24 protein-coding genes are annotated in these 25,779 nt (G+C 72.2%); 19 read left to right on the forward strand and 5 right to left on the reverse strand.

Features of this window, described 5'->3' with window-relative positions; all coding sequences use genetic code 11:
- Positions 1-17 precede the first annotated feature (17 nt).
- A complete protein-coding gene (locus tag DEU32_RS03515; RefSeq protein WP_114849356.1) occupies positions 18-3,305 on the forward strand; it encodes a BTAD domain-containing putative transcriptional regulator in 3,288 nt (1,095 codons plus the stop codon).
- Between the two features lie 21 nt (positions 3,306-3,326).
- Here DEU32_RS03515 and DEU32_RS03520 read toward each other — a convergent pair whose 3' ends face one another.
- Both DEU32_RS03520 and DEU32_RS03525 read right to left on the reverse strand, forming a co-directional pair.
- Entirely contained in the window at positions 3,327-4,160 is an 834-nt protein-coding gene (locus DEU32_RS03520) for an ABC transporter permease (RefSeq protein ID WP_058743221.1), read from the reverse strand.
- Complete coding sequence (locus tag DEU32_RS03525) at positions 4,157-5,158, reverse strand: ATP-binding cassette domain-containing protein (RefSeq protein WP_114849545.1); 1,002 nt, start codon at positions 5,156-5,158, stop codon at positions 4,157-4,159. The genes DEU32_RS03520 and DEU32_RS03525 overlap by 4 nt, the downstream gene beginning before the upstream one ends.
- 166 nt (positions 5,159-5,324) lie before the next feature.
- Between DEU32_RS03525 and DEU32_RS03530 the strand changes: the two genes are divergently transcribed.
- The 10 genes from DEU32_RS03530 (at position 5,325) to glmM (ending at position 15,299) form a co-directional block, all read left to right on the forward strand.
- Positions 5,325-6,242, forward strand: coding sequence for a tRNA pseudouridine(38-40) synthase TruA (locus DEU32_RS03530; RefSeq protein WP_114849357.1), 918 nt, complete (start codon positions 5,325-5,327; stop codon positions 6,240-6,242).
- Positions 6,239-6,985 carry an MBL fold metallo-hydrolase gene (locus tag DEU32_RS03535; protein WP_114849358.1) on the forward strand — a complete coding sequence of 249 codons (747 nt, stop codon included), beginning with the start codon at positions 6,239-6,241 and terminating at the stop codon, positions 6,983-6,985. The genes DEU32_RS03530 and DEU32_RS03535 overlap by 4 nt, the downstream gene beginning before the upstream one ends.
- Positions 6,986-7,108: 123 nt before the next feature.
- Positions 7,109-7,519, forward strand: coding sequence for a hypothetical protein (locus DEU32_RS16865; RefSeq protein WP_141863140.1), 411 nt, complete (start codon positions 7,109-7,111; stop codon positions 7,517-7,519).
- A gap of 62 nt (positions 7,520-7,581) precedes the next feature.
- Entirely contained in the window at positions 7,582-8,460 is an 879-nt protein-coding gene (locus DEU32_RS03545; protein WP_258554771.1) for an ABC transporter ATP-binding protein, read from the forward strand.
- A gap of 80 nt (positions 8,461-8,540) precedes the next feature.
- Complete coding sequence (locus tag DEU32_RS03550) at positions 8,541-9,167, forward strand: hypothetical protein (RefSeq protein WP_141863138.1); 627 nt, start codon at positions 8,541-8,543, stop codon at positions 9,165-9,167.
- Positions 9,164-9,421 carry a hypothetical protein gene (locus DEU32_RS03555; protein WP_114849362.1) on the forward strand — a complete coding sequence of 86 codons (258 nt, stop codon included), beginning with the start codon at positions 9,164-9,166 and terminating at the stop codon, positions 9,419-9,421. The genes DEU32_RS03550 and DEU32_RS03555 overlap by 4 nt, the downstream gene beginning before the upstream one ends.
- Positions 9,422-9,527: 106 nt before the next feature.
- On the forward strand, positions 9,528-12,581 hold the full coding sequence (locus tag DEU32_RS03560; RefSeq protein WP_114849363.1) for an ExeM/NucH family extracellular endonuclease: 3,054 nt from the start codon (positions 9,528-9,530) through the stop codon (positions 12,579-12,581).
- A 356-nt stretch (positions 12,582-12,937) separates the two neighbouring features.
- A complete protein-coding gene (gene rplM / locus DEU32_RS03565; RefSeq protein ID WP_114849364.1) occupies positions 12,938-13,384 on the forward strand; it encodes a 50S ribosomal protein L13 in 447 nt (148 codons plus the stop codon).
- Between the two features lie 36 nt (positions 13,385-13,420).
- Positions 13,421-13,906, forward strand: coding sequence for a 30S ribosomal protein S9 (gene rpsI, locus DEU32_RS03570; RefSeq protein ID WP_058743227.1), 486 nt, complete (start codon positions 13,421-13,423; stop codon positions 13,904-13,906).
- 22 nt (positions 13,907-13,928) lie between these two features.
- A complete protein-coding gene (gene glmM, locus DEU32_RS03575; RefSeq protein ID WP_114849365.1) occupies positions 13,929-15,299 on the forward strand; it encodes a phosphoglucosamine mutase in 1,371 nt (456 codons plus the stop codon).
- A 136-nt stretch (positions 15,300-15,435) separates the two neighbouring features.
- Here glmM and coaA read toward each other — a convergent pair whose 3' ends face one another.
- Both coaA and DEU32_RS03585 read right to left on the reverse strand, forming a co-directional pair.
- A complete protein-coding gene (gene coaA, locus DEU32_RS03580) occupies positions 15,436-16,380 on the reverse strand; it encodes a type I pantothenate kinase (protein ID WP_114849366.1) in 945 nt (314 codons plus the stop codon).
- 125 nt (positions 16,381-16,505) lie between these two features.
- A complete protein-coding gene (locus tag DEU32_RS03585) occupies positions 16,506-16,991 on the reverse strand; it encodes a glutathione peroxidase (RefSeq protein ID WP_058743048.1) in 486 nt (161 codons plus the stop codon).
- Positions 16,992-17,061: 70 nt separating this feature from the next.
- Here DEU32_RS03585 and glmS point away from each other — a divergent pair, with 70 nt between their 5' ends.
- From glmS to tsaE, 5 genes are all read left to right on the forward strand, one after another.
- Positions 17,062-18,909, forward strand: a complete 1,848-nt coding sequence (gene glmS / locus DEU32_RS03590) for a glutamine--fructose-6-phosphate transaminase (isomerizing) (protein WP_114849367.1) — start codon at positions 17,062-17,064, stop codon at positions 18,907-18,909.
- Positions 18,910-18,916: 7 nt separating this feature from the next.
- On the forward strand, positions 18,917-19,297 hold the full coding sequence (locus DEU32_RS03595) for a holo-ACP synthase (RefSeq protein WP_114849368.1): 381 nt from the start codon (positions 18,917-18,919) through the stop codon (positions 19,295-19,297).
- A 70-nt stretch (positions 19,298-19,367) separates the two neighbouring features.
- A complete protein-coding gene (gene alr / locus DEU32_RS03600) occupies positions 19,368-20,471 on the forward strand; it encodes an alanine racemase (RefSeq protein WP_114849369.1) in 1,104 nt (367 codons plus the stop codon).
- Positions 20,468-21,667 (forward strand): alanine racemase, encoded by a 1,200-nt coding sequence (gene alr, locus DEU32_RS03605; RefSeq protein ID WP_181819184.1) that lies wholly within the window; start codon positions 20,468-20,470, stop codon positions 21,665-21,667. Before alr (DEU32_RS03600) ends, alr (DEU32_RS03605) begins: the two co-directional genes overlap by 4 nt.
- Complete coding sequence (gene tsaE / locus DEU32_RS03610; RefSeq protein ID WP_258554772.1) at positions 21,664-22,191, forward strand: tRNA (adenosine(37)-N6)-threonylcarbamoyltransferase complex ATPase subunit type 1 TsaE; 528 nt, start codon at positions 21,664-21,666, stop codon at positions 22,189-22,191. Before alr (DEU32_RS03605) ends, tsaE begins: the two co-directional genes overlap by 4 nt.
- Before the next feature lie 285 nt (positions 22,192-22,476).
- On the opposite strand, the gene DEU32_RS03615 is transcribed toward tsaE, so the two are convergent.
- Positions 22,477-23,226 carry a glycoside hydrolase family 16 protein gene (locus DEU32_RS03615; protein WP_114849370.1) on the reverse strand — a complete coding sequence of 250 codons (750 nt, stop codon included), beginning with the start codon at positions 23,224-23,226 and terminating at the stop codon, positions 22,477-22,479.
- A 186-nt stretch (positions 23,227-23,412) separates the two neighbouring features.
- Here DEU32_RS03615 and tsaB point away from each other — a divergent pair, with 186 nt between their 5' ends.
- From tsaB to tsaD, 3 genes are read left to right on the forward strand one after another with little or no spacing between them, the layout of a single operon-like run.
- Positions 23,413-24,039 carry a tRNA (adenosine(37)-N6)-threonylcarbamoyltransferase complex dimerization subunit type 1 TsaB gene (tsaB, locus tag DEU32_RS03620; protein ID WP_114849371.1) on the forward strand — a complete coding sequence of 209 codons (627 nt, stop codon included), beginning with the start codon at positions 23,413-23,415 and terminating at the stop codon, positions 24,037-24,039.
- Positions 24,036-24,584, forward strand: a complete 549-nt coding sequence (rimI, locus tag DEU32_RS03625; protein WP_258554773.1) for a ribosomal protein S18-alanine N-acetyltransferase — start codon at positions 24,036-24,038, stop codon at positions 24,582-24,584. The genes tsaB and rimI overlap by 4 nt, the downstream gene beginning before the upstream one ends.
- A gap of 16 nt (positions 24,585-24,600) precedes the next feature.
- Positions 24,601-25,689: a tRNA (adenosine(37)-N6)-threonylcarbamoyltransferase complex transferase subunit TsaD gene (tsaD, locus tag DEU32_RS03630; RefSeq protein WP_114849548.1), complete on the forward strand. Its 1,089-nt coding sequence runs from the start codon at positions 24,601-24,603 to the stop codon at positions 25,687-25,689.
- The last annotated feature ends 90 nt before the right edge of the window (positions 25,690-25,779 follow it).

Consider the following 25,779-nt stretch of genomic DNA (forward strand, 5'->3'; position numbering starts at 1 on the left):
CTCCGTAGACTCCGACCGTGCCGAACGACTGCCGGATCAGCGTGCTCGGGCCCGTGTCGGTCGCCGATCGGTCCGGGGTGCCGACGGCCGTGCCGGGTGCGCTCGCGCGGGTGTTCCTCGTCGCGCTGGTGCTCGCCCGGGGGCAGACCCTGACGACCGAGGCGCTCATCGACGAGCTGTGGCCGGAGGAGCGTCCCCGGGGCGCCCGTGCGGCCCTGCAGACGCTCGTGTCCCGGCTCCGCCGGAGCGTGGCGGACGGCCTGGTCGTCTCGACGAGCACCGGGTACGCGCTCGGTGGCGGCGACGACGGCGACGTCGACCTCCTCCGCGCCGAGCGTGCGGCCGCGAGCGACGACGCGGCCGCCGTCCGTGCGGCGCTCGATGCCTGGCGCGGCGACCCGGGATCGGACGTCGAGGGAACTGCGGGCGAGGAGCTCGCCGAGCGTGCGGCCGCGGCGCGTCGTGCGCTCCGACGACGGCTCGCGGGGCTCCTGCTCGACGCCGGTGACACCGCCGAGGCCGCCGCGGTCTGGCTCGCCGAGACCACCGCGGACCCCTTCGACGAGGTGGCGGTGGCCGGGTGCATGCACGCCCTCGCCGCGGACGGCCGGGTGACCGAGGCGCTCGCGGTGTTCGCGGCGCACCGGGACCGGCTGGTCGAGGAGCTCGGGGCCGATCCCTCCGCCGAGCTCGTGCGACTGAACGCCGACCTGCTCCGCCGCTCAGTCCCGACCGCAGGTGCCGCGCGACGGATCGGCCTCCGGGCCGCGCCGAACGCCCTGGTCGGGCGCGAGGCCGACCTCGCCGCCGTCACGGACCTGCTGGCGCACCACCGGCTCGTCACGGTGCTCGGTGCCGGTGGTCTCGGCAAGACCCGGCTCGCGCAGGCCGTCGCGGCGGGACTCCCCGCGACGACGGCGGTCGTGGTGTGCGAGCTCGCCCCGCTGACCGACGCCGACGACCTGCTGCCGGCGCTCGCCGCGCTGCTCGGGATCGCCGAGGTGCGCTCGGCGCGGTCGATCCGGGACGCCGTCGCCACGGACCTGCGCAGCCGCGTCGTCGGGGTGCTCGACGACGGGCCGACCGTGCTCGTGCTCGACAACTGCGAGCACCTCGTCGCCGGGGTCGCACGGCAGACCGCCGAGCTGCTCGCGGCGGCGCCGTCGCTCCGGGTGCTCGCGACCTCGCGCGCACCGCTCGCCGTCGCCGGCGAGGTCGTGGCCCCCCTCGCCCCGCTCCCCGTCGCCGAGGACGGGGCTGCCGTCCGGCTCTTCACGGACCGTGCCCGCGCGGCCCGCCCCGGAGCGGTGCTGCCGGTCGACGCGGTCCGGCGCATCTGCACGCGGCTGGACGGGTCCCCGCTCGCGATCGAGCTCGCCGCCGCGCGCGTCCGCGGCATGAGCGTCGAGGAGGTCGAACGACGGCTCGACGACCGGTTCGCCCTGCTGCGCGGCGGTGACCGCAGCGCCCCCGAACGGCACCGCACGCTGCTCGCGGTGATCGAGTGGAGCTGGCGGCTCCTCGACCCCGGGGCGCAGGAGCTCCTGACCCGGCTCGCGCTCTTCCCGGACGGGGTCCCCGTCGACGCCGTCCAGGCCGTGGCGCCGGGCGGGGACGACCTCGTGGCGTTCGACGACCTCGCCGAGCTCGTCGAGCAGTCCCTCGTGCAGCTCGTCGAGACCGAGGGGGAGCCGGTGCGCTACCGGCTGCTCGAGACCGTCCGCGAGTTCGGGGCCGCACGGCTGACCGACCGTGGCGCGATCGACGAGGTCCGCGCCGCGATGACGTCCTGGGGTCGCGGGTTCTCGGCGGCGCGGAACCTGTTCGCCACCTCCGGTCCCGCGCAGCTCGTCGCGTTCCGGGAGGTCCGGCGGGAGGCCGAGAACCTCGTGACGCTGCTCCGGTGGGCGCTCCGGGACGACGACGTCCCGACGGTCGCGCACGTGTTCGCGGCGCTCGCCGGGTACTGGACGTTCCGCGGTACCCACGGCGAGGTCGTCGCCGCCGCCCCGGACGTCGTGGCCCTGCTCCGCGACCGACCCGTCGCGTCGGACGCCCGCGCGGCGACGGTCGTCTCGCTCGTGCTCTGCGGCGCCTCGGCGGCGTTCGGGGACCTGCGGACGAGCGCGCGAGCGATCTCGACGCTCCGACGGCTGCGACGGACCGGCACGACGGGGCTCCCGGTGCTCGACGCCGAGACCGACCTGCTCCTGTCACTCGGCCGACCGGCCGAGGGGACGGCCCTCCTCGTGCGCCTGCGGGAGGACCGCGACCCCGGGGTGGCCTGCCTCGCGCACATGCTCAGTGCACCGCTCGCCGAGAACGCCGGGGAACCGGAGGCGGCCTTCCGGTACGCCCGACGCGCCGCCGAGCTGTCGGCCGTGACCGGGGACGCGTGGACGAGCGGCTCGGCGGCGGTGACGCTCACGCAGCTGCACGCCCAGGGCGGCCGGTACGCCGAGGCCCTCGCCACCGCCGAGGCGGCCCGCGAGCAGCTCGAGCGGTTCGGCGCCGACGACGACCTGTACGAGATCAGCTGGACGGTCGGGCTCGCCTCGGCCGCCACCGGCGACCTGCACCGGGCCCGCACGATCGCCGAGGACCTGCGCCTGCGTCCGGTGACGCTCCGGGGTGGGCCGCAGGACGGTGCGGCGCAGGTGGGGGTGCTCGCGCTCGCGATCGACGCCGAGTGCGCGCGGTGGGCGGGCGACCCGGACCGGGCGGCCGCGGCGTACACCGCGGCGTGGGACCTGCTGCGGGACCCCCGCACCCGCGCGGTGCACTGGCGACTGATGGCCGGCGCGGCCCGCATCGCCGCCGTCGACGAACACGAACGAGCACGTGACCGCGAGCACGAACGCGAGCAGGAACCCGAACGCGACCGCGGAAGTGGTGGACCCGACCGCGCCGCGGACGCGAACCGGTCCGACGGTGCCGCCACGCGCCTCCCGGCCGGCGAACGCGACGTCGCACGCCGTCTGCGGACCGGGGCCCTCGTCCAGCTGCGCCTGCGGTCCGCGTGGCTCGACATGCCGGTCGTCGGGACCGCCATGCTCGGCCTGGCGATCGCGCTGCTGCGGGACGGCCGCACGGCGGACGCGGCCCGCTGCTGGGCGGTCGCCACGCGGGTCGGCACCCGGCAGGACTACGCCGTCCTCGCGCACGCACGGGTCCGGCCGCTCCTGGTCGCCGGTGTGGGCGAGCAGGCACTGGCGGACGCCGAGACGACCTCGTCCGGCTGGGGCCCGGACGAGGTCGTCGTGCGGACGCGGGCGCTCCTCGAGGAGCTCCGCGTCGAGGGGTGAGGCGCACCGCGCAGCGGGGCCTCAGGCCTTCCGCATGTACGCGCGGACCGTCAGCGGCGCGAACACCGCGACGATGACCGCGGCGCCGAGCAGGCTCAGCCACAGGTCGCCGCTGACGGTGCCGTGGTTCACCAGGTCGCGGACCGCCGTGATGAGGTGCGAGACCGGGTTGACCTCGGTGAACCACCGGAGCCACGCGGGGAGCGTGTTCGTCGGGACGAACGCGTTCGACAGGAACGTCAGCGGGAAGAGCACGAGGTTCGCGATGCCGGACACGCTCGACGCGGTGCGGGCGATGACGCCGAAGTACGCGAAGACCCAGCTGATCGCCCACGCGACCACGATCACCAGCAGGGCGGCGAGCAGCACCGCACCGAGGCCGCCGGCCGGGCGCAGGCCCATCACGATGCCGACCACGAAGGTGATCGTCGTGGCGATCGCGTACCGGACGGTGTCGGCGAGGAGGGCACCGGCCAACGGGGCGATGCGGGCGATCGGCAGGGAGCGGAAGCGGTCGAAGACGCCCTTGTCCATGTCCTCGCGGAGCTGGACACCGGTGACGACCGACGACGTGATCGCCGTCTGCACGAGGATGCCGGGGATGATCACGGGCAGGTAGCTGCCGACGTCGCCGGAGATCGCCCCGCCGAAGATGTACGTGAACATCACGGTGAAGACGATCGGCATGAGCGTCACGTCGAACAGCTGCTCGGGCGTCCGACGGATCTTGACGAGGCCGCGGTACGCCATCGTGAACGACTGACGGACCGTGGCGGCGAGGCCGGAGCCACCGACACCCGGACGCGGGGTGACCCGGGGTGCGGCGGTGGTGGTGGGTTCGAGGACGGTGGTCATGCGAGGCTCCCTTCGAGCGCGCGCTCGGTCTCGGCCTGGTCGTCCGGGGACGACGGCGAACCGGTGATGGTGAGGAACACCTCGTCGAGCGTCGGCTTCTGCACGCTCATCTCGGCGAGGGAGACGCCCGCGTCGCGGAACGACACGAGCAGGTCGGTGACGCGGTCGGGCGCCGTCATCGGTGCGGTCAGGCGCGCGCCCTCCGGGCTGACCACGGCCGGCGTGCCGAGCACCCGCTCGACGAGCGTGGCCGCCGTCGCGAGGGACTCCGGGTCGGCGTCCGCCAGGCGCAGCTGCAGCGAGGCCGTGCCGACCGAGGACTTCAGGTCGTCGGCGGTGCCCTCGGCGACGACGCGGCCGTGGTCGATCACGGCGATGCGGTCGGCGAGCTGGTCGGCCTCGTCGAGGTACTGCGTCGTGAGCAGCACGGTCGACCCGGTCGCGACGAGCTCCCGGATCGTGTCCCACATCTGCGCGCGGGTCCGCGGGTCGAGCCCCGTGGTCGGCTCGTCGAGGAAGATCAGCGGCGGCTGCGCGATCAGGCTCGCCGCCAGGTCGAGGCGACGACGCATGCCGCCGGAGAACGCCTTGAGGGGACGGGAGGCCGCCTCGGTCAGGCCGAACCGCTCGAGCAGCTCGGTCGCCCTGCGCTTCGCGTCGCCGCGGGACAGGCCGAGCAGCCGCGCGAAGATGACGAGGTTCTCGGTGGCGCTGAGGGTCTCGTCGACGCTCGCGTACTGCCCCGTCACGCCGATCAGGGAGCGGACGGTCTGCGGCTCGCGGCGGACGTCGTGGCCGAAGACGCGGGCCTCGCCGCCGTCCGGCTTGAGCAGGGTCGCGAGCATCGAGATGGTGGTCGTCTTGCCGGCGCCGTTCGGCCCGAGCACGCCGTAGACGGTCCCGGCCTCCACACGGAGGTCGACGCCGTCCACGGCGCGGTTCGACCCGAAGGTCTTGACGAGGCCGGTTGCCTCGACCGCGAGGGGGGTGGTGGTCATCGGGATGGTCCTTTCGTCGATGTCGGTGTCGATCGTGCCGACGGGCACTCACGCGCCACTGACGCGGCACTGACATGGGTTGACACGCGCTGACACCGGCGTACAGTCGCGCGGCACGGCGACCGCCGGACGGGAGGCGCGCCCCGCCCCCGGTACGCTCGCTCGCGTGGACGAGACGGTCGGTTCGGGAGCGGTGCGTGTGCGTCTGGACGTCGCGTACGACGGGGCCGCGTTCTCGGGGTGGGCTCGGCAGCCGGGCCTGCGGACCGTGCAGGGGGCACTCGAGGACGCGCTCGCGACGGTGTTCACCCGGTGGGGCGAGCCGCCGCTCCTGACAGTCGCGGGACGCACCGACGCGGGGGTGCACGCGACCGGACAGGTCGCGCACCTGGACCTGTCGGCGGAGCAGTGGGGCGCGCTGACCCGACCCCGCCGGTCGGCACCGGACGGGCCGCCGCGGACGTCGCTCGACGGGCTCGTCAAGCGGCTGAACGGGCTCGCCGGGCGCACCGGGGACGTCGTGGTGACGCGGGCGTCGGTCGCGCCGGACGGGTTCGACGCCCGGTTCTCCCCGCTCTGGCGGCGCTACGAGTACCGGGTCGCGGACGCCGCGGCCGGTCGCGATCCGCGTCGTCGGGGGCACACGCTCTGGCACCCGACGCGGCTGGACCCGGTGGCGATGGAGCGCGGTGCGCTGACGCTGCTCGGGCTGCACGACTTCGCGACCTTCTGCAAGCCGCGCGAGGGCGCGACCACGATCCGGACGCTGCAGGAGTTCCGCTGGGACCGCGAGCCGGACGGCGTGCTGGTGGCGCGCCTCCAGGCCGACGCCTTCTGTCACTCCATGGTGCGCGCGATGGTCGGCGCGACCATCGCCGTGGGGGAGGGCCGCTTCGGCCCGGACCGGCTCGAGGAACTCCGGGTCGCCGAGCAGCGGACCAGCGCCTTCGCGGTCGCGCCCGCCGTCGGACTCACCCTGACCGAGGTCGGGTACCCGGCCGACGACGAACTCGCGGCCCGCGCGTCGCAGACGCGTGCGCGGCGGACGGACGACGAGCCGGACGCCGGTACCGTCGGGGCATGAGCTCCCGCGAACCCCGGTCCGTCGTCTCCGTCGCCCCCGGGGTCGTCTTCGTCGAGGGGCCGGTCTCGAACTGGGTCGTGCTCGCGGAGGAGGACGGCGTCGCCCTCATCGACGCGGGCTACCCGGCGGACAGCGACCTCGTGCTCGAGACCGTGCGCTGGGCCGGGCACGACCTCGCCGACCTGCGGCGTGTGTACGTCACCCACGGGCACGTCGACCACGTCGGTGGGATCCCGGGCATCCTCGAGCGGCACCCGCACGTCGAGGTCCTGGCGCACGCGGACGAGGTGTCGAACGTGCGTGGACCCTCGCGGCAGCAGGTCACGACGGCGGAGATCGGCGGCCGGCTGGCGTCGCCGCGGGTGCTCCGGTGGCTCGCCCGCGCGATCCGGTCCGACGCGTTCCGGCCGACCACGGTGCCGAGCGTCCGGGCCTTCACGGGAGCGGACTTCGAGGGGCGGGCGATCACGCCGTTCCCCGCGACCGGGCACACCGACGGGTCCACCGCGTACCTCCTGCCGGCCGCGGACGCGATCGTCACGGGGGACGCCGTCGTCTCGCGGCACGACACGCAGCCGGCGTCGTGGACCCCGCGGCCGCGGATGATCACGCCGTTCTTCACGGCGGACCTCGGCGTGGCGCTCGAGTCCGCTCGGGCGCTGCCGATCCCCGAGATCGTGTTGCCGGGGCACGGGCCGGCGGTGCACCGGGTCGGGCGGGAGTGGGTGCCGGTCGGGTCGTGATCGAGACATCGGGCCGACATGTTCCGGTAGGTGAAAGGCCTTCTGGTGTCTGGTATTTCATACTGAAGTACCGATAGGGTGGTTCATGCGGCGACGACGCCGCACAATGATTGGGGAATCACCATGAACAAGATCCGCACTGTGGGGATCGTCGGAGCGATCGTCACCGGGGCGATGCTCAGCACCGTTGGCGCGACCGCAGCCTCTGCGCAGCCCGTCCATGCCTCCTCGGTAAGCGCGGTAGCGTCCTCCGCACCGGCCGCGTCGCTTCCCGTGCCGCGACACGGGGGCGTCATCGCTTCGTCCGGCGGCTCATCGACCGATGGCATCCCGATCAAACCGATCGTCGACTGGCTGAAGAACAACGCCTCATCCGTCATCCCGGCGCTCAAGACGGCGCTGAAGAACGGCTTGAACGCCTTCAAGAACTGGTGGAACGGCCTTGCCGGATGGATCCGAGCCGGGATCAACGCGATCGCCCAGATGAGCATCCAGGAGATGTTCTCGGCGCTGTGGAACTACTTCTTCGGATGATCTGTACATCGCCGGGTGGACCGGTCCACCGCCGGTCCGCCCGGCGACGTCGAGAGGAACCAATGGTGCTCGAACTCCAGAGCGTCTGGCTGCGCGGCCGAGGCCGGGCTCGACCTCGTATCCACGATGCCTCGATCCAACTGGAGGCTGGGCGCGTGTACGGGTTGATCGGACCCAACGGTGCTGGAAAGTCCTCACTCCTCGCGGTCCTCGCGGGGCTCGTGCGGCCAGACCGGGGGACCGTCCGTGATGTTCCGTGGCAGCGTGGCGAGCCGATCGGCGCAGTGTTCGGAGATGTCGACATGCACCGAGGGCGAACGGTCCGGGAGACACTTCTGCTCCGATCTCGACTCGTGGGACGTACTCCGGACGAGGCCGAGTCGATGGCCGTGCGGGTCGGACTCGGGGCCGTCCTGAGACGCCGGGTCGCAGCGCTCTCGCTCGGGATGCGGATGCGACTCTCGATCGGCGTCGCGTTGCTCGGATCGCCGATGCTCGTGCTGCTGGACGAGCCGATGAACGGTCTCGACCCCGACGGCATCGCGTGGATGCGTGGCGTCGTCTCGGATCTCCGACAGGCAGGGGCGACCGTGGTCGTGTCCAGCCACCTGCTCGGCGAGCTCGAGACGATGATCGACGACGCGATCATCGTGAGCCGAGGCGAGATCGTCTGTGTCGAATCGATCGCCGACACGGCGGCCCGGGGATGTGACATCGAGGTCGATGAGCCGGCCCGACTCCTTGCGGCTATGTCGGATCGCGGCGTTCCGGCGACGATGCGCGGTCGTGTGGTGCACGTAGAGGGGACCGCCCCGGACACCGTCCGAGTAGCAGTGTCGATCGGCTTGGACGTGACCAGAGTCGGGGTATCGGGCAGGGTGCTCGAGAGTCTCTACGGCGAAGTCGCTTCGGCAGAGTTCGAATCAGAGGGAGCACGATGACCTCGTTCGTGACGATCACGACCCTCGAGGTGCGGAAGCGACTCGACACGGCCGGTGCAGCGGCGGGCTTCGGCGTACTGGTGGCGCTCGTCGTCGCCTGCTGCGCGTTCAGCGTCTCACTTGTCTCGAGGTCCGCGAACTTCGACGTCGGTGAGGTCATCGTCACCGCAGGTCTTCCTGCGGCGTTGGCGGCCTCGATCGTGGGGGTCGTCGTCGGCGTGGGCGATGCGGCTCGCGGCGGGGAACGGGACGGTATCCTCGCTGGCCTGACGCGTGACTCGATCTTCGCTGCCCGTTCGGCTGCCTGCGCGGTGATCATCTCCGCGGTCGTCCTGTTCACCGTCATGTGCGGCTTCGTCGGCACCGGTGTCGCGATCCTCATCGGGGGCCACGTGGCTTCGTGGGACGTCGGCCAGCCGGTCGTGCAGGTCGCTGCGCTGTCCTATTCGTCGGCGGCGTTCGGTTTCGGACTGGGAGCGTCGCTGCGGTCGCTGGCCCTTGGCCTGGTCAGTGTCCTCGTCGTGATGCTCGTGGTCGACATCGTTCTCGGCTTCCTCGGCACGTGGACGGCGTACGTACGGTTCGGGACGCTGCAGAGCGGGCTGACGGGAGAGGCATCTGTGCTCCCAACGGTCAGTTCGGGCCTGATCTGGGTCGTACTGCCGATCACGGCAGGATGGATCAGGGCGCGGCGGGTAGCGACGTGACGGGCGCACCGTCAGCGGAGAAAGTCGATCGAGCTCGTCGATCGATCACGGTCCTCCTCGTCGTCGTCGCCACGGTGGCCCTCTTCACAGTCGGGGTGGCCGGGCAGGATCCGGTGATCCGCTGGATCGCACTCGCCGTGGCCGGCGCGGCAGCCACACCGTCGCTGGTACTCGCGAAGAAGCGCGGTAACCTCGCGGGCTGGTACGTGCTGACCACGGGCGTGATGGTGCTGCGCCTCCTCACCGGGAAGTGAGGCCGACGACGATGTTGTCGAGCGCAATCATTTACCTGGGCGCAACCTGAGGGACTCTGCAGGTCTGTACGGTCTGACCATCCACGTCTCCGACCCGAAGGTCAGCATGCCCAAGATCGTCGGCCGCACTCTGCTGTGCGCCACGGTGGCCGCGACACTCCTCGCAGCGCCACTCGCCTCCGTCTCCGTCGCCAGTGCGAACACCGCCGGCACGGGTCTCGTCATCGCCGAGGCCTACCTGAAGGGCGGCAGCGCGAACGCCCTCTTCAACAAGAAGTTCGTCGAGATCGCGAACCCGACCGACGCTCCGGTCTCGGTCGACGGCTGGTCGCTGCAGTACCGCTCGGCGACCGGCTCGGCGGCGTTCAGCACGAGCGGCCTCGAGGGCACCGTCCCCGCGAACGGGACGTTCCTCGTCACGATGGCGGGCAACGGCGCGACGGGTGCTGACCTGCCTGCCGCGGACGACACCGCGACCCTGAACGCCTCGGGCACCACGGGCACGCTGGTCCTGTCCGACCAGTCCAAGGCGCTCACCCTGCCGACCGGCGCGATCGCGGCGGGCACCGCGGGGGTCGTGGACCTCCTCGGCTACGGTGCGTCGAACACCTTCGAGGGGCACGTGCGCACGGTCGACGGCGGAAACACCGTCCCGAACGGATTGGTTCGCCAGGGCACGGTCGACAGCGACGACAACGCGGCGGACTTCTCCGTCACGACGACACTCACGCCGACGAACGCCGCCGATGAGACGGCGCCGACGGACCCGACCGACCCGACCGACCCGACGGACCCCGGTGCTCCTGCCGAGGCCGTCACCATCGCGCAGCTGCAGGGCACGACGGACACCTCGCCGTACGTCGGCAAGTCCGTCGTCACGAAGGGGGTCGTCACCGCCGTGTACGCCACCGGTGGGTTCAACGGCTACACCGTGCAGACCCCCGACACCGGCGGTGCGATCGACTTCGGCACGCACACCGCGTCCGACGGCGTCTTCGTGTTCTCCTCGGCCACCGCGTCCCAGGTCGCAGCGGGCGACTACGTCCAACTCACCGGTTCGGTGAGCGAGTACTACGGCCTCACCGAGCTGAACGTCGCCGCCGGCGGCATGACGAAGCTCACCGAGACCGTGCCGGCACCGCAGGCCGCCACCGTCGCGTTCCCGTCCTCGGACGCGCAGCGCGAGTCGCTCGAGAGCATGCTTGTCGCGCCGCAGGGCGACTACACCGTCGCCGACAACTACACGACGAACCAGTACGGCGAGGTCGTCCTGGCGTCTGGTACGAAGCGGCTGATCCAGCCCACCGAGGTCGCCCGACCGGGCAGCGCAGCGGCCAAGGCGGTGGAGGCCGACAACGCCGCCCGCAAGGTCACCCTCGACGACGGTGGCAGCACGAACTTCCTGACCCAGGCGAACAAGTCGATCCCGGTGTCCTGGCTGACGCAGGGGCCCGTCACCGTCGGAGCAGCGGCGACCTTCACGAAGCCCGTCGTCCTCGACTACCGCAACGACTCGTGGAAGTTCCAGCCGACGTCGCCGATCACCGGGGCTACGGCGAAGACCGACCTGCCCGCGACGTTCTCGAACGTCCGCACGACGAAGCCCCAGGACGTCGGCGGCGACCTCAAGCTCGCCGGTTTCAACGTCCTCAACTACTTCCCGACGACGGGCGACCAGCTCACCGGCTGCTCGTACTACACGGACCGCGACGGCGACCCCGTCACGGTGAACTCCGGCTGCAACGCCCGTGGCGCCGCCGAGCAAGAGGACTTCGAGCGCCAGCAGGTCAAGATCGTCAAAGCGATCAACGGTCTCGGGGCCGACGTCGTCTCGCTCGAGGAGATCGAGAACTCCGCCGAGTTCGGCCAGGACCGTGACGCCGCCGTGGCCACCCTCGTCGGGGCGCTCAACGCCGCGACCGGTGCCGACACCTGGGCGTACGTGAAGTCGCCGAAGACGCTCCCCGCGAGCGAGGACGTCATCCGCCTGGCACTCATCTACAAGAAGGACCGCGTCGCACCCACGGGTGAGTCGACGATCCTCATCGACCCGGCGTTCACGAACGCCCGTCAGCCCGTCGCGGACGCGTTCCGTCCGGTCGGGGGCACGGCGGACGACGAATTCCTCGTGATCGCGAACCACTTCAAGTCGAAGGGGTCCGGCACCGGCGAGAACGCTGACCAGGGCGACGGCCAGGGGGCGTCGAACGCGGACCGCGTGAAGCAGGCGACGGCGCTGGCCGCGTTCTCCGCAAAGATGCAGACGCAGTACGGCACCGACAAGGTGTTCATGCTGGGCGACTTCAACGCCTACAGCCAGGAGGACCCGATGGTCGTCCTCGACGAGGCTGGCTACACCGACCTCGGGCCGGCGCTCGACTCGTCGGAGTGGTCGTACGTGTTCAGCGGCCTGAGCGGGTCGCTCGACCACGTGCTCGCCTCGCCGGCGGCACTCGCGACGGTGACGGGTGTGGACATCTGGAACATCAACTCGGTCGAGTCAGTGGCCCTGGAGTACAGCCGCTACAACTACAACGCGACGAACCTGTACACCGACGACGTCTACCGGGCGAGCGACCACGACCCGATCCTGGTCGGCTTCGACCTGACCGGCGACAGCACCCCGACGGACCCGGGCACGGACCCCACGGACCCGGGCACCGATCCGACCGACCCGACCGACCCTGGTACGGCTCCGGGTGCCGGTCAGACGCCCGCGCCGACCCCGGGTGCTGATTCGACGCCGGTCGCTCCGTCGGAGTCGTCCCTGACGGATGCGAACCGCGGAACGGTCACGGCGCCGTCGTCGGCTCGTGCGGGTGAGACGATCACGATCGGTGTCGGCACGCAGTACGCGGGGCAGCGGGTGAACGTGTGGATGTTCTCGACGCCGACGTTGCTGGGCACGGTGACGGTCGCGGCTGACGGGACGGTGCGGGTGACGATTCCCTCGGATGCGCCGGCTGGGCCCCACCGCACCGTGGTCACGGCTGCTGACGGGTCGCTGATCGGCTGGACGACGATCACCATCGACCCGGTGACGGGTGCGCTCGCGTTCACGGGTGCCGACCTGACGGGTGGCATCGCCGCGGCGCTGCTGCTCCTCGCTGCGGGTGCGGGTGTGCTGGTGGCACGCCGCCGCCGCGCCCGCGTCGCGTAACCAGAGGCCGGACGGGAGGCACGGTGCCAGCTGACACCGTGCCTCCCGTCCGCCGTGAACGCGCGTTCCGACCCATGGCGCGTGCGGTGGGAAGCCGAATCGCGCGTAGGTGGTCAGAAGTTCGGGCCTCCTACGCGCGTTTCGACCTCCTACGCGCGAAACGGCCACCCGGACCGAGCCGGTCGCGTTTGACCAGCGGGAGGCCGGTCCGGTAGGCTCTTTCCTTGGTCTGTGCGCCCCGTGCGCCGGACAGTCAGATGGGCCCTCCACCGGGCAGTTCCGCGTGCATCACACGAGGAACACCCACCGGAGCGGGATTCACGGACTCCTCACCTCGACACGAAAGCAGCACTCCTGTGACTCGTACGTTCTCCCCGAAGCCGGCAGACGTCCAGCACGACTGGATCGTCATCGACGCGACCGACGTCGTCCTCGGCCGCCTCGCCACCCACGCCGCGGCGCTCCTGCGCGGCAAGCACAAGGCCACCTTCGCCCAGCACATGGACATGGGTGACTACGTCATCATCATCAACGCGGACAAGGTCGCCCTCACCGGCTCCAAGCTCGCGAAGAAGGTCTACTACCGTCACTCGGGCTACCCGGGCGGCCTCACCGCGACCTCCTACCCGGAGATGCTCGAGAAGCACCCGACCCGCGCCGTCGAGAAGGCGATCCGCGGCATGCTGTCGAAGAACACCCTCGGCCGTGAGCAGCTCAAGAAGCTGAAGGTCTACGCCGGCGCGGAGCACCCGCACGCCGCGCAGCAGCCCAAGGCGTACACCTTCGACCAGGTCGCACAGTAGTTCCGGCCACGACGACTTCAAGGACTGATACAACTCATGGCACAGATCGCTGACTCCCTCGACCAGACCCCGGAGAGCTTCACGACCGAGAGCGCGCCCGTCGCGTCCGAGGCCGCTCCCCGCCAGATCCTCAACGTCTCGGGCGGTGCCGTCGGGCGCCGCAAGGAGGCCATCGCGCGCGTCCGCCTCGTCCCCGGTGGCGGCACCTTCACGGTGAACGGCCGCACGCTCGAGGACTACTTCCCGAACAAGCTGCACCAGCAGCTCATCAACGACCCGTTCAAGGTGCTCGAGCTCCTCGGCGCCTACGACGTCACCGCCCGCATCACCGGTGGTGGCCCCTCGGGTCAGGCCGGTGCGCTCCGCCTCGCCATCGCGCGTGCGCTGAACGAGATCGACCGCGAGAACAACCGCGCCACCCTCAAGAAGGCCGGCTTCCTCACCCGTGACGCCCGCGTCATCGAGCGCAAGAAGGCCGGTCTCAAGAAGGCCCGCAAGGCGTCGCAGTTCTCGAAGCGCTAGTCGCCTGGCGAACCCGATCGCAATGCCGCGTCTGTTCGGTACCGACGGTGTTCGTGGACTCGCCAACGGCGAGCTGACGGCCGCGCTGGCTCTGGGTCTCGCCCAGGCCAGCGCGGCCGTGCTCACGCACGGACACCATGCGGACGCCCGCCGGGCGTCCGGTCGACCGCGCCCGCGCGCGGTCCTGGCGCGCGACCCGCGCGTCTCCGGCGAGTTCCTCGGTGCCGCGGTCGCGGCCGGGCTCGCCTCCGCCGGCGTCGACGTGCTCGACGCCGGGGTCATCCCCACCCCCGCGGCGGCCTTCCTGGTCGCCGACATCGACGCCGACTTCGGCGTGATGATCTCCGCGTCGCACAACCCGGCGCCGGACAACGGGATCAAGTTCTTCGCCACGGGCGGCCGGAAGCTCCCGGACGAGGTCGAGGACCGCATCGAGGCGGCCATGCACGACCAGTCCGCACCGACCCCGACCGGCGGCGACGTCGGCCGGATCACGCGCTTCGCCGACGCCGAGGACCGTTACGTCGTGCACCTGCTCGGCACGCTCCCGCACCGGCTCGACGGCATCCACGTCGTGCTCGACTGCGCGAACGGTGCCGCCGCCGGCGTCTCGCCCGAGGTGTTCGTCAACGCCGGTGCCCGGGTGACGCTCATCGGTGCCGACCCGGACGGCATGAACATCAACGACGGCGTGGGCTCGACGCACATCGACAACCTCGCCGCCGCGGTCCTCGAAGCCGGGGCGGACGTCGGCATCGCGCACGACGGCGACGCCGACCGGTGCCTCGCGGTCGACGCCGCCGGCAACGCGATCGACGGCGACCAGATCATGGCGATCCTCGCGCTGTCCCTGCAGGAGCGGGGGCTGCTGGCGTCCGACACGCTCGTGGCCACCGTCATGTCGAACCTCGGGCTCAAGCGGGCCATGGCGGACGCGGGCATCACGGTGCTCGAGACCGGCGTGGGCGACCGCTACGTGCTCGAGAAGATGACCGAGGGCGGGTTCTCGCTCGGCGGCGAGCAGTCCGGGCACATCATCTTCAGCGACCACGCGACCACCGGGGACGGTGTCCTGACGGGGCTGCACCTCGTCGCGGAGATGGCCCGCACGGGCAAGACGCTGCAGGAGCTCGCGTCGTGCATGACGGTCTTCCCGCAGGTGCTGCTCAACGTCCGCGGGGTCGACCGCCACGGGCTCGACGACCAGGGCGTGCAGGACGCGGTGACCGCCGCCTCTGCCGCACTCGGGGACGCCGGGCGCGTGCTGCTCCGCCCGTCGGGCACCGAGCCCGTGGTGCGCGTGATGGTCGAGGCTGCCTCGCAGGACGAGGCCCAGCGCGTCGCCGAGGAACTGGCGGCCGTCGTGTCCGACCGGCTGACGATCGCGGCGTAGGCGCCGCGCTCCGGCATCGACGGCTGGCGGCGCGGGCTGCTTCCGCACAACCGAACGCACCCCGAACCACGTGATTGCGTGGCGCGGGGTGCTCTCGGTTGTGCGGAGGACCACGGCGGCGCGCCGACGCACTGCGTCAGATCTTGCGGAGCAACACCGACGACACCTCGTGGTTCGCGCCCTTGCGGAGCACCAGGGTCGCCCGGGAGCGGGTCGGCAGCACGTTCTCGAGCAGGTTCGGCTCGTTGATCGCCCGCCAGACGTCGGTCGCGGTGCGCACGGCGTCCTCGCGGGACAGCGAGGCGAACCGGTGGAAGAACGAGTCCGGGCTCGAGAACGCCTGCTCCTGCAGGGCCAGGAAGCGGTCGACGTACCAGGACTCGATGTCCCGGGTCTTCGCGTCGACGTAGATCGTGAAGTCGAACAGGTCGGACAGGGCGAGCCGCCCGTGCACCGGCGGTGCGAGCACGTTCAGCCCCTCGACGATGAGGACGTCCGGCTGCCGCACCACGATCTCGGCGTCGGGCACGATGTCGTAGACCAGGTGCGAGTAGTAGGGCGCCCGCACCTCGGCCGCGCCGCTCTTCACCTGGCTCACGAAGCGCAGCAGCGCCCGCCGGTCGTACGACTCCGGGAAGCCCTTGCGGTCCATGATCCCGCGGCGCTCGAGCTCGGCGTTCGGGTACAGGAACCCGTCCGTCGTCACGAGCTCGACGCGCGGGGTGTCCGGCCAGCGCTTCGTCAGCTCGCGCAGCAGGCGGGCGACGGTGGACTTGCCGACCGCGACGGACCCCGCGACCCCGATCACGAAGGGCGTGCGTCCGGCGCGTTCCCCCAGGAACCGGCTGGTCTCGGCGTGCAGGTTCCGTGCGCCGGCCGCGTAGAGCGTGAGCAGCCGGGACAGCGGCAGGTACACGTCCTGCACCTCGCGGATGTCGAGCCGGTCCCCGAGGCCGCGCAGCTGCACGATCTCGGTCTCGGTGAGCGACAGGTGCTCCTTCGGCGCGAGCTGCGACCACTCATCGCGCGGGATCTCCACGAACGGGGTCGGGTGCGCGACGGTGGCTTCCGGGATCGGCATGGGCACGAGCGTACCGACGGGAGGCGCGGATCACGTCAGCCGACCGGCCCACGTGATCCGTGCCTCCCGTCCGGTGTGGCGGTGCGCGTCCGGCGGACGCGCGCCGGTCGGGCAGACCGAGCCGGTCAGGCGGGCAGGGCCGCCTCGATGGCGGCGACGACCTCGGGGGCGTCCGGCTTCGTCGTGGGACGGAACCGGGTGACCGTGCCGTCCGGCGCGACCAGGAACTTCTCGAAGTTCCAGCTGACCCGGCCGGCCTTGCCGGACGCGTCGGGCGTCTCCTTGAGCGCCTGGTAGAGCGGGTGTGCGCCCTTGCCGTTCACCTTGACCTTCTCGGACATCGGGAACGTGACGCCCCAGGTCGTGGAGCAGTACTCGTCGATCGCCTCGGACGAGCCGAGCTCCTGCAGGAACTGGTTGCTCGGGAAGCCGAGCACCGTGAAGCCGCGCGGCCCGTACTGCCGCTGCAGTGCCTCGAGCTGTTCGTACTGCGGTGCGAGCCCGCAGCGGGACGCGACGTTCACCACGAGCACGGCCTTGTCCGCGAACTGCCCGAACGTGGTCTGCTCACCGTGCAGCGTCGTGATCGCGATGTCGTCGAAACGTCCCATGGTCCAAACGGTATCCCCAGTCCTGCGAGCGTGCAGGGTTGCTCCCCAGGCAGACCGTAGGATCGGTCGCATGTGTGGAATCGTGGGCTACGTCGGCACCAAGAGCAGCCAGGAGGTCCTCCTCGGCGGTCTCCGTCGTCTCGAGTACCGCGGCTACGACTCGGCCGGGATCGCGGTCGTCGACGGGTCGCACGACCTGGCCTCCGCGAAGAAGGCCGGCAAGCTGCAGGCCCTCGTCGATGAGCTCGCCGAGCACCCGATCGCGGACGGCGGCACGGGCATCGGGCACACCCGCTGGGCGACGCACGGCGGCCCGACCGACGGCAACGCGCACCCGCACCTGGCGGACGGCGGCAAGCTCGCGCTCATCCACAACGGCATCATCGAGAACTTCGCCCCGCTGAAGGACGAGCTCCTGGCCGAGGGCGTCACGTTCACGAGCGAGACCGACACCGAGGTCGCTGCGCACCTGGTCGGCCGGGCGTACCGCGAGACCGGTGACCTGACCACCGCCATGCAGCAGGTCGTGCAGCGGCTCGAGGGCGCGTTCACGCTCCTCGTCGTGCACGCCGACCAGCCCGGCGTCGTCGTCGGCGCCCGTCGGAACTCGCCGCTCGTGGTGGGGCTCGGCGACGGCGAGAACTTCATGGGCTCCGACGTCGCGGCGTTCGTCGCGTACACGCAGCGTGCCCTCGCGATCGGTCAGGACGAGATCGCCACGATCCGTCCGGAGGGCGTCGAGGTCGTGCACTTCGACGGCACCCCGGCCACCCCGGAGGAGTTCGAGGTCAGCTGGGACGCCTCGGCCGCCGACAAGGGCGGCTGGTCGTCCTTCATGGCGAAGGAGATCAGCGAGGAGCCCGAGGCCGTCGCGAAGACGATCCTCGGCCGCGTGCACGACGGCGCGGTGACGCTCACCGACCTCGACCCGATCGCGGACCGCCTGGCCACCGTCGACCGCGTCATCGTCATCGCCTGCGGCACCGCCGCCTACGCCGGCATCCTCGGCAAGTACGCCATCGAGCAGTGGGCCCGCGTCCCGGTCGAGGTCGAGCTCGCCCACGAGTTCCGGTACCGCGACCCGGTCCTCGACGAGCGCACCCTCGTCGTCTCGATCAGCCAGTCCGGCGAGACCATGGACACGCTCATGGCCGTGAAGTACGCGCGGGAGCAGGGCGCGCAGGTCCTGTCGATCTGCAACACCCAGGGCGCCACCATCCCGCGCGAGTCCGACGCGGTGATCTACACGCACGCCGGGCCCGAGGTCGCGGTGGCCTCGACGAAGGCGTTCATCGCCCAGGGCGTCGCGCTCTACCTGCTCGGGCTGCACCTGGCGACCCTGCGCGGGACGCTGACCGCCGAGCAGATCGCGGAGCAGGTCGCCGAGCTCGAAGGGCTCGCGCCGAAGCTGCAGCAGACCATCGACGACGCTGCCGGGGTCAGCGAGCTGGCGAAGTGGATGGCGGACACCCGCAGCGTGCTGTTCCTCGGTCGGCACGTCGGCTACCCGATCGCGCTCGAGGGGGCGCTGAAGCTCAAGGAGCTCGCGTACATCCACGCCGAGGGCTTCGCCGCCGGCGAGCTCAAGCACGGTCCGATCGCCCTGATCGAGCCCGGTCAGATCGTCTTCGTCATCGTGCCGTCCCCCCGTGACCAGCGGTCCCTGCACCCGAAGGTCGTCTCGAACATCCAGGAGATCCGCGCCCGCGGCGCCCGGGTGATCGCGATCGCCGAGGAAGGCGACGCCGCCGTGCTCCCCTTCGCGGACGAGGTCCTGCGGATCCCGCTCGCGACGCCGCTGTTCGAGCCGCTCCTCGCGGTCGCGCCGCTGCACATGTTCGGCATGGAGCTCGCCGCGGCCAAGGGCCTCGACGTCGACCAGCCGCGCAACCTCGCGAAGTCGGTCACCGTCGAGTAGTCGCACGATGATCATCGGCATCGGGGTGGACGTCGTCGACCTGGACCGGTTCGAGCGGGTGCTCGACCGGACCCCGGCGTTGCGCACGCGCCTGTTCACCCCGTCGGAGCTCCTGCGCGACGGCGAACCGCGGCCGAGTGCGTCGCTCGCGGCCCGGTTCGCCGCGAAGGAGGCGCTCATCAAGGCCTTCGGGTCGAGCGCCGGGCTCAGCTGGCAGGACCTCGAGGTCGTCTCCGACGACCAGCGGAACCCGTCGCTGACGCTCCGGAGCGGGGCGCAGGACGTCGCCGACCGGCGCGGGGTGTCGAGCGTGCACCTGTCGCTGTCGCACGATGGTGGGATCGCCACGGCGTTCGTGGTCATCGAAGGGGCAGGGGACAGGGTGTGAGTGCGTTCACCGGCATCACGGTCGACCGCCGGGTGGCGGCGCTGTCGCTGATCGCTGTGGGAGCCGCCGCATGAATGCGTTCACCGGCATCACGGTCGACCGGGAGGCACTGATCGCCAACTACGCGACGGTCGCCGAACGGGTGGCCCCGTCCGGCGTCATCGCGGTCGTCAAGGCGAACGGTTACGGCCACGGCGCCGTCGACGCCGCCCGGGCCTTCGTGGACGCCGGCGCGGAGTGGCTCGGCGTCGCCGACCTCGACGAGGGCATCGCGCTCCGGCAGGCCGGCATCGACGAGGGAGTCCGGATCCTCGCGTGGCTGCACGCCCCGGACGAGGACTTCCGCCGCGCCGCCCGGTACGACGTCACGCCCGCGGTGTCGAGCGTCGACCAGCTCGCCGCGGCCGCCGACGCCGAGGTCCCGGTCGTGCACCTCTGTGTCGACACCGGCCTGAGCCGCAACGGCGCGGTGGAGTCCGAGTGGGCCGAGCTGTTCGCGACGGCCGGTCGGATCGCCCGCGGCGGTGGCCGGACCCGGGTCGAGGGCCTCATGTCGCACCTGTCGAACGCGTCCCGCGCGGACGACCTCGACCAGGACGCCGCGTTCCAGCGGGCGCTCGACGGTCTCGCCGCGAACGGCGTCGTGCCGGAGGTCGTGCACCTCGCCGCGAGCGCGGCGAGCATCGCGGTGCCGGAGACCCGACGGGACGCCGCACGGGTCGGGCTCGCGCTGTACGGGCTGAGCCCGTTCGCCGACCGCTCGTCCGCCGACCTCGGGCTCCGGCCCGCGATGCGCGTGACGGCCTCGGTGCTCCGCACGGTGCCGGTGCGTGCGGGCGAGGGCGTCAGCTACGGCTACACCTGGCGTGCCGAGCACGACACCCGCCTGGCGGTGATCGGACTCGGGTACGCCGACGGCTTCGACCGGGCGTCCGGCGGACACGTCACGGTGCGGATCGGCGACCGGCGGTTCCCGGTCGTCGGACGGGTCGCGATGAACGCGATGCACATCGACGTCGGCGACGCGGACGTCCAGGTGGGCGACGAGGTCGTGCTCTGGGGCGACCCGGCCGACGGCGACCCGGCGATCGAGGAGTGGGCGGACGCGATCGGCACCATCAACTACGAGGTGGCCGCACGGGTCGGCCGCAGCGTGGAACGGAGGACGACGTGAACGCGCCGCTGCGCCGGGCCCGGATCGACCTCGACGCCTACCGGTCGAACCTCGACCTGGTCCGGGAGTGGATGGACCCGGTCGAGGTCATGGCGATCATGAAGGCCGACGCGTACGGCCACGGTCTCGAGCCGATCGCGCTCGCCGCGGTGGACGCCGGGGTCCGGTGGATCGGTGTGCTCACGGTCCCCGCTGCCCTGCGCCTGCGGGCGATCGGCGTCGGCGAGGACGTCCGGCTGTTCACGTGGCAGCACGACCCGGCACTCGACTTCCGCGATGCGATCGACTCCGCGGTGGACCTCGGCGTCTCGAACGCCGCCGAGCTGCAGCGCGTCGTCGACGCCGTCGACCAGCGACCCGCGCGCGTGCACCTCGGGGTCGACACCGGGCTGCACCGCGACGGTGCGACCGCGGAGACCTGGCCCGACCTCGTCGCGCTGGCGGTCGACGCGCAGCGCGCCGGACGCATCGAGGTCGTCGCCGCCTACACGCACCTCGCCGAGTCCTCGGACGACGACGACAGCGCCGCGGTCGCGCTGTTCGACGCCGCCGTCGAGCAGGCCGAGGACCTCGGGCTCGACGTCCCGATGGAGCACGTCGCCGCGTCGCTCGCCGGCCTCGAGCGCAAGGAGTTCCGGAAGGACATGGTCCGGATGGGGGCGAACCTGTTCGGGATGCCCGGGGCGGACGGCGTCTCCGCGGCGGACCTCGGGCTCGAGCCCGTGATGACCCTGACGGCCTCGGTCGCGAAGACCAAGCGGGTCCCGGTCGACACCGGGGTCTCCTACGACTACACGTACCGCACGACCAGTGAGACGACCCTCGCGCTGGTGCCCGTCGGATACGCGGACGGTGTGCCGCGCCGGGCGCAGGGGCGCGTCGAGGTGTCGATCGGCGGCCGCCGGTACCCGATCGCCGGCCGGGTCGCGATGGACCAGTTCCTGGTCGACGTCGGCGACGACGAGGTCCGGGTCGGAGACCCCGTCGTGCTGTTCGGGACGGGTGAGCACGGTGAGATGACGGTCCTGGAGTTCGGGGCGGCGGTCGACAGCATCGGCGAGGAGGTCACGTGCCGCATCGGCGCCCGCGTGCCCCGCGAGTACGTCGGCCACGAGGTCGAGGGCCGCGTCGGCTCGTGGCTCCGCGGCGACCACCACCACCGCGGCGCCCACCAGGCGCACGGGACGCACGCGTGAGCGCCGCGCCCCGGGTGCTGCTCGACACCACGGTGTCGACGACCGACGAGATGTCCGCGCTCGGTGCCCGGCTCGCCGGGGTCCTGCGCGCGGGGGACCTCGTCGTCCTGACCGGGCCGCTCGGCGCCGGGAAGACCACGATGACGCGGGGCCTCGGCGCCGCGCTCGGAGCCCGGGGGCAGGTGTCGAGCCCGACGTTCGTGCTCGCCAGGACCCACCCGACGACGGCCGGCCCGGACCTGGTGCACGTCGACGCCTACCGGCTGTCCGACCCGGTCGAGCTCGACGACCTCGACCTCGACTGGGACGGCGCGATCGTCCTCGTCGAGTGGGGTCGCGGGTTCGTCGACGGGATCTCGGACGACGTGCTCGACGTCGAGATCGTCCGGGCGACCGGCGGCGACGCCGGCGATCCGGAGCGCGCCGCGTCGGCGGCGCCGCTCGACCCGGACGACGTCCCCGACGAGCCGCGTCGGGTCATCGTCACCGCAACCGGCCCGCGCTGGGCCGACGTCGCGCTCTGACCTCGCCGACCGAGCCGTCGAGCGGATCGAAGAAGAAGTCTGCGTCGGTCGGGTCGTCGACCGACAGCCACCCGAGCCGGGCCTCGACCATCGCAGCCAGTTCCGCCGGCGGCGTGTGCCCCCTCAGACGCCACTGCCCCGGGCCCCCTCGAGCATCCACGACCACGGCCGCACCCCCCTCCGTGGTGCTCCGGGACCGGCGTCCGCTGGAACATCACCGGACAGCATCCTCGTCGCTGCGCCGACGCGGTGCAACCACGGGGGGCTGCTCGGGCGCCGTCGGGCTCAGGGCTTCCAGGAGGCGATCGTCACCCAGTCGATGTACAGGTGCCCCTTCTTCCCCCAGTTCCCGGTCTGGAACATGAAGCGATGCGGGGTGGTCGGCACGTCGCGGGTCACGGTCTGCAGGACCCGGCCGTCCATCGAGTACGTCACCGAGCGTCCCGGGATCCACTGCACCGAGTACGTGTGCCAGTCGCGCCACGATGCCTTGGTCGAGACGGCCACCGCCGACGCCTCCTTGCCGGGCGTCATCGAGTGGTGGAACGCGTACGGCACCTGGTCGAAGTTCCCCTCGGGGAAGTCCATCTCACCGTCCGCCCACACGTTCGACTTCGGCCAGACGATGAAGGCCGCCCCGTTGCCGTCGCCACCCGTCGCCCGGGCCCGCACGGTGAAGGTGCCGCCGACGTAGTCCCAGGCGCCGCGCTGCGTCCCGAACGTGCCGGCGGCACCGCGCTTGCCGTCCAGCGTGACGTCGAGCACCCCGTCGTGCGCGCTGACCTGCGAGCCGGACCAGTACTTGCCGTCGCCCATCCCGTCCGGGTAGGGCTGCCAGGCGTTCGTGTACCGCTTCGCGAACGGACCGTCGGCGGTCGCCGGAGTGCTGAAGTCCTCGCGGAACGTCTGCGTGAACGTCCCGGTCGGCTTGGCCGGTGTCCCTGCCTGGGCGGCGGACCCGGTGGTGAGCGGCGCGGCGACGAGGACCGCGGTGAGGAGGACCGTCGCCACGGACGCCCTGGTGGTGCGCTGCATGTGCTGCTCCCTCGGGCGCGGACCGTCCCTGGGCCCGCACTGTGCAGACCGACCCGAACGGCCTGCACCGTGGATTGTCGGCTTCCGAACGTCGGCTGCAAGCGGTCGGGGATGCCCCAGTGCAGGGGCAGAACGCCCGCTGTCCGCACTTCGGGTGACCGGCCGCCGGACGCATACGATGGACGGGTGCTCCTCGCCATCGACACGTCCGCCGGTACCTCCGTCGCCGTCGTCGACCCCGCCACCGGGCGCGCGGTCGCCGAGCGCAGCACCGACGACTCCCGTCGGCACGCCGAGGTGGTCGGCCCGTTCCTGGCCGAGGTCCTCGCTGAGGCGGGCATCACCGGCGCCGACGTGACCGGCGTCGTCGCCGGCACGGGGCCCGGCCCCTTCACCGGCCTCCGGGTCGGCATCGCCGCCGCCCGTACCTTCGCCGCGGCACGCGGCGTCCCCGTCCTCCCCCTCGTCAGCCACGACGCCGTGGCCACCGACCAGGCGGCCGACGGCCCGTTCGTCGTCCTCACGGACGCGCGCCGCCGCGAGGTCTACTGGAGCGCCTACGACCAGACCGGCACGCGGGTCGCGGGTCCGGGACTCGCGAAGCCCGCGGACCTGGACGAGGCGATCCGTGCCTCCCGTCCGGACGCGGTGGGCTGGGACCGCGTGACGGTCGCGACCATCCCGGCCTGGAGGCTCGGGGCGCTCGCCGCGGACCGGCTCGCGTCCGGCGCGCCCTTCGCGGACGACACCGCGCTCTACCTGCGCGACCCCGACGTGACGATGCCGGGTGCGCCCAAGCGGGTGGTCCGGTGAGCGAGCTGCCCGACGGGCTGCGGTTGCGCCGGGCGGTCCCGCAGGACCTCGACGACGTGATGTGGCTCGAGCACGCCTCGTTCCCGACCGATGCCTGGTCAGCCGCGCAGATGGCCGGCGAGCTGTGGTCCCCGCACGGGTACTACGTCGTGCTCGAGACCATCGACAGCGGGGCGCCCACCGTCATCGGCTATGCCGGATTGTCGTCGTTGGCGGGGAACCCCGTCGCGGACGTGCAGACCATCGCGGTCGCGGCCGAGTACCGGGGGAGGGGCCTCGGGAAGGTGCTCTTCACCGAACTGCTCGACGAGGCCCGCCGTCGCGGCGTGCACGAGGTCTTCCTCGAGGTCCGCGCCGACAACCCGGTGGCGCAGGCGATGTACACGGCCGCCGGCTTCGAGCAGATCGCCGTCCGTCCTCGCTACTACCAGCCGGACGGCGTCGACGCGTGGGTGATGCGGGCGACGATCGCGCAGCGCCCGGCGACGACCGCCTCGACCGGCATCGGCCCCATCGGACAGGAGACCCTCGGTGAGCGCGACTGAACCCCTGGTGCTCGGCATCGAGACGAGCTGCGCCACGGATGACGACACAGCACCGGGGTCGGGTCCCCTGGTGCTCGGCATCGAGACGAGCTGCGACGAGACCGGCGTGGGCATCGTCCGCGGGACCACCCTGCTCGCGAACGTCATCGCGTCGAGCATGGAGGAGCACGCCCGGTACGGCGGGGTTGTCCCGGAGGTCGCGGCCCGTGCGCACCTCGAGGCGATGACCCCGACCCTGCACGAAGCGCTCCGGCGCGCGGACGTCACGCTCGACGAGCTCGACGCCGTCGCGGTCACCGCCGGCCCGGGCCTCGCGGGTGCCCTCATGGTGGGCGTCGGGGCGGCGAAGGCCCTCGCGGTCGCCACCGGCAAGCCGCTGTACGGCGTGAACCACCTCGTCGGGCACGTCGGCGCGGACGTGCTCCGGGCCGACGACTCCGCGATCGAGCTGCCGACCGTCGCGCTCCTGGTCTCCGGCGGGCACACGTCGCTGCTGCTCGTCCGTGACCTGGTCGGCGACGTCGAGCTGCTCGGCGAGACGATCGACGACGCCGCGGGCGAGGCGTTCGACAAGGTCGCACGGCTGCTCGGGCTGCCGTACCCCGGCGGCCCGCAGATCGACCGCGCCGCGGCCGACGGCGACCCGACGGCCATCCGGTTCCCCCGGGGCCTGACGCTGCCGAAGGACATGGCGGCGCACCGCTACGACTTCTCGTTCTCCGGGCTGAAGACCGCCGTCGCACGCTGGGTGGAGAAGTGCCGCGACGAGGGCCGCGAGGTGCCGGTCGCCGACGTCGCCGCGAGCTTCCGGGAGGCCGTCGTCGACGTGCTGCTGACGAAGGCGCTCGCCGCGTGCCGGGACACCGGCGTCGACCGGCTGCTGCTCGGCGGTGGCGTCGTCGCGAACGCGCGGCTGCGAGCCGTCGCCCAGGAGCGGTGCGCGGCCGCCGGGGTCGCCCTGCGCATCCCGCCGTTCGACCTGTGCACGGACAACGGCGCGATGATCGCGGCGGTCGGGGCGCGGCTCGTCGCCGAGGGGCACGCGCCGAGCGACCTCGGGTTCGCGGCGGACTCGACGCTGCCGGTGACGACCGTCCAGGTCTGACGCCCGTCCTGGTCTGACGGAGGGCCGGGCGGCCCGGCGCGCTGAACCCGCCGCGGGTCCTTGTGGGAGGATTCAGGTCGGGCGTCGACC

The sequence above is a fragment of the Curtobacterium sp. AG1037 genome (assembly GCF_003349855.1).
Lineage (GTDB): Bacteria > Actinomycetota > Actinomycetes > Actinomycetales > Microbacteriaceae > Curtobacterium > Curtobacterium citreum.

Coding starts and splice junctions, on each gene's coding strand:
- DEU32_RS16865 (WP_141863140.1), top strand. CDS start 7,109: ATGAACAAGATCCGCACTGTGGGGATCGTCGGAGCGATCGTCACCGGG.
- DEU32_RS03520 (WP_058743221.1), bottom strand. CDS start 4,160: ATGACCACCGTCCTCGAACCCACCACCACCGCCGCACCCCGGGTCACC.
- DEU32_RS03615 (WP_114849370.1), bottom strand. CDS start 23,226: ATGCAGCGCACCACCAGGGCGTCCGTGGCGACGGTCCTCCTCACCGCG.
- DEU32_RS03525 (WP_114849545.1), bottom strand. CDS start 5,158: ATGACCACCACCCCCCTCGCGGTCGAGGCAACCGGCCTCGTCAAGACC.
- coaA (WP_114849366.1), bottom strand. CDS start 16,380: ATGCCGATCCCGGAAGCCACCGTCGCGCACCCGACCCCGTTCGTGGAG.
- DEU32_RS03585 (WP_058743048.1), bottom strand. CDS start 16,991: ATGGGACGTTTCGACGACATCGCGATCACGACGCTGCACGGTGAGCAG.
- DEU32_RS03535 (WP_114849358.1), top strand. CDS start 6,239: ATGAGCTCCCGCGAACCCCGGTCCGTCGTCTCCGTCGCCCCCGGGGTC.
- glmM (WP_114849365.1), top strand. CDS start 13,929: ATGCCGCGTCTGTTCGGTACCGACGGTGTTCGTGGACTCGCCAACGGC.
- glmS (WP_114849367.1), top strand. CDS start 17,062: ATGTGTGGAATCGTGGGCTACGTCGGCACCAAGAGCAGCCAGGAGGTC.
- rpsI (WP_058743227.1), top strand. CDS start 13,421: ATGGCACAGATCGCTGACTCCCTCGACCAGACCCCGGAGAGCTTCACG.
- DEU32_RS03560 (WP_114849363.1), top strand. CDS start 9,528: ATGCCCAAGATCGTCGGCCGCACTCTGCTGTGCGCCACGGTGGCCGCG.
- alr (WP_114849369.1), top strand. CDS start 19,368: ATGAATGCGTTCACCGGCATCACGGTCGACCGGGAGGCACTGATCGCC.
- DEU32_RS03595 (WP_114849368.1), top strand. CDS start 18,917: ATGATCATCGGCATCGGGGTGGACGTCGTCGACCTGGACCGGTTCGAG.
- DEU32_RS03545 (WP_258554771.1), top strand. CDS start 7,582: ATGGTGCTCGAACTCCAGAGCGTCTGGCTGCGCGGCCGAGGCCGGGCT.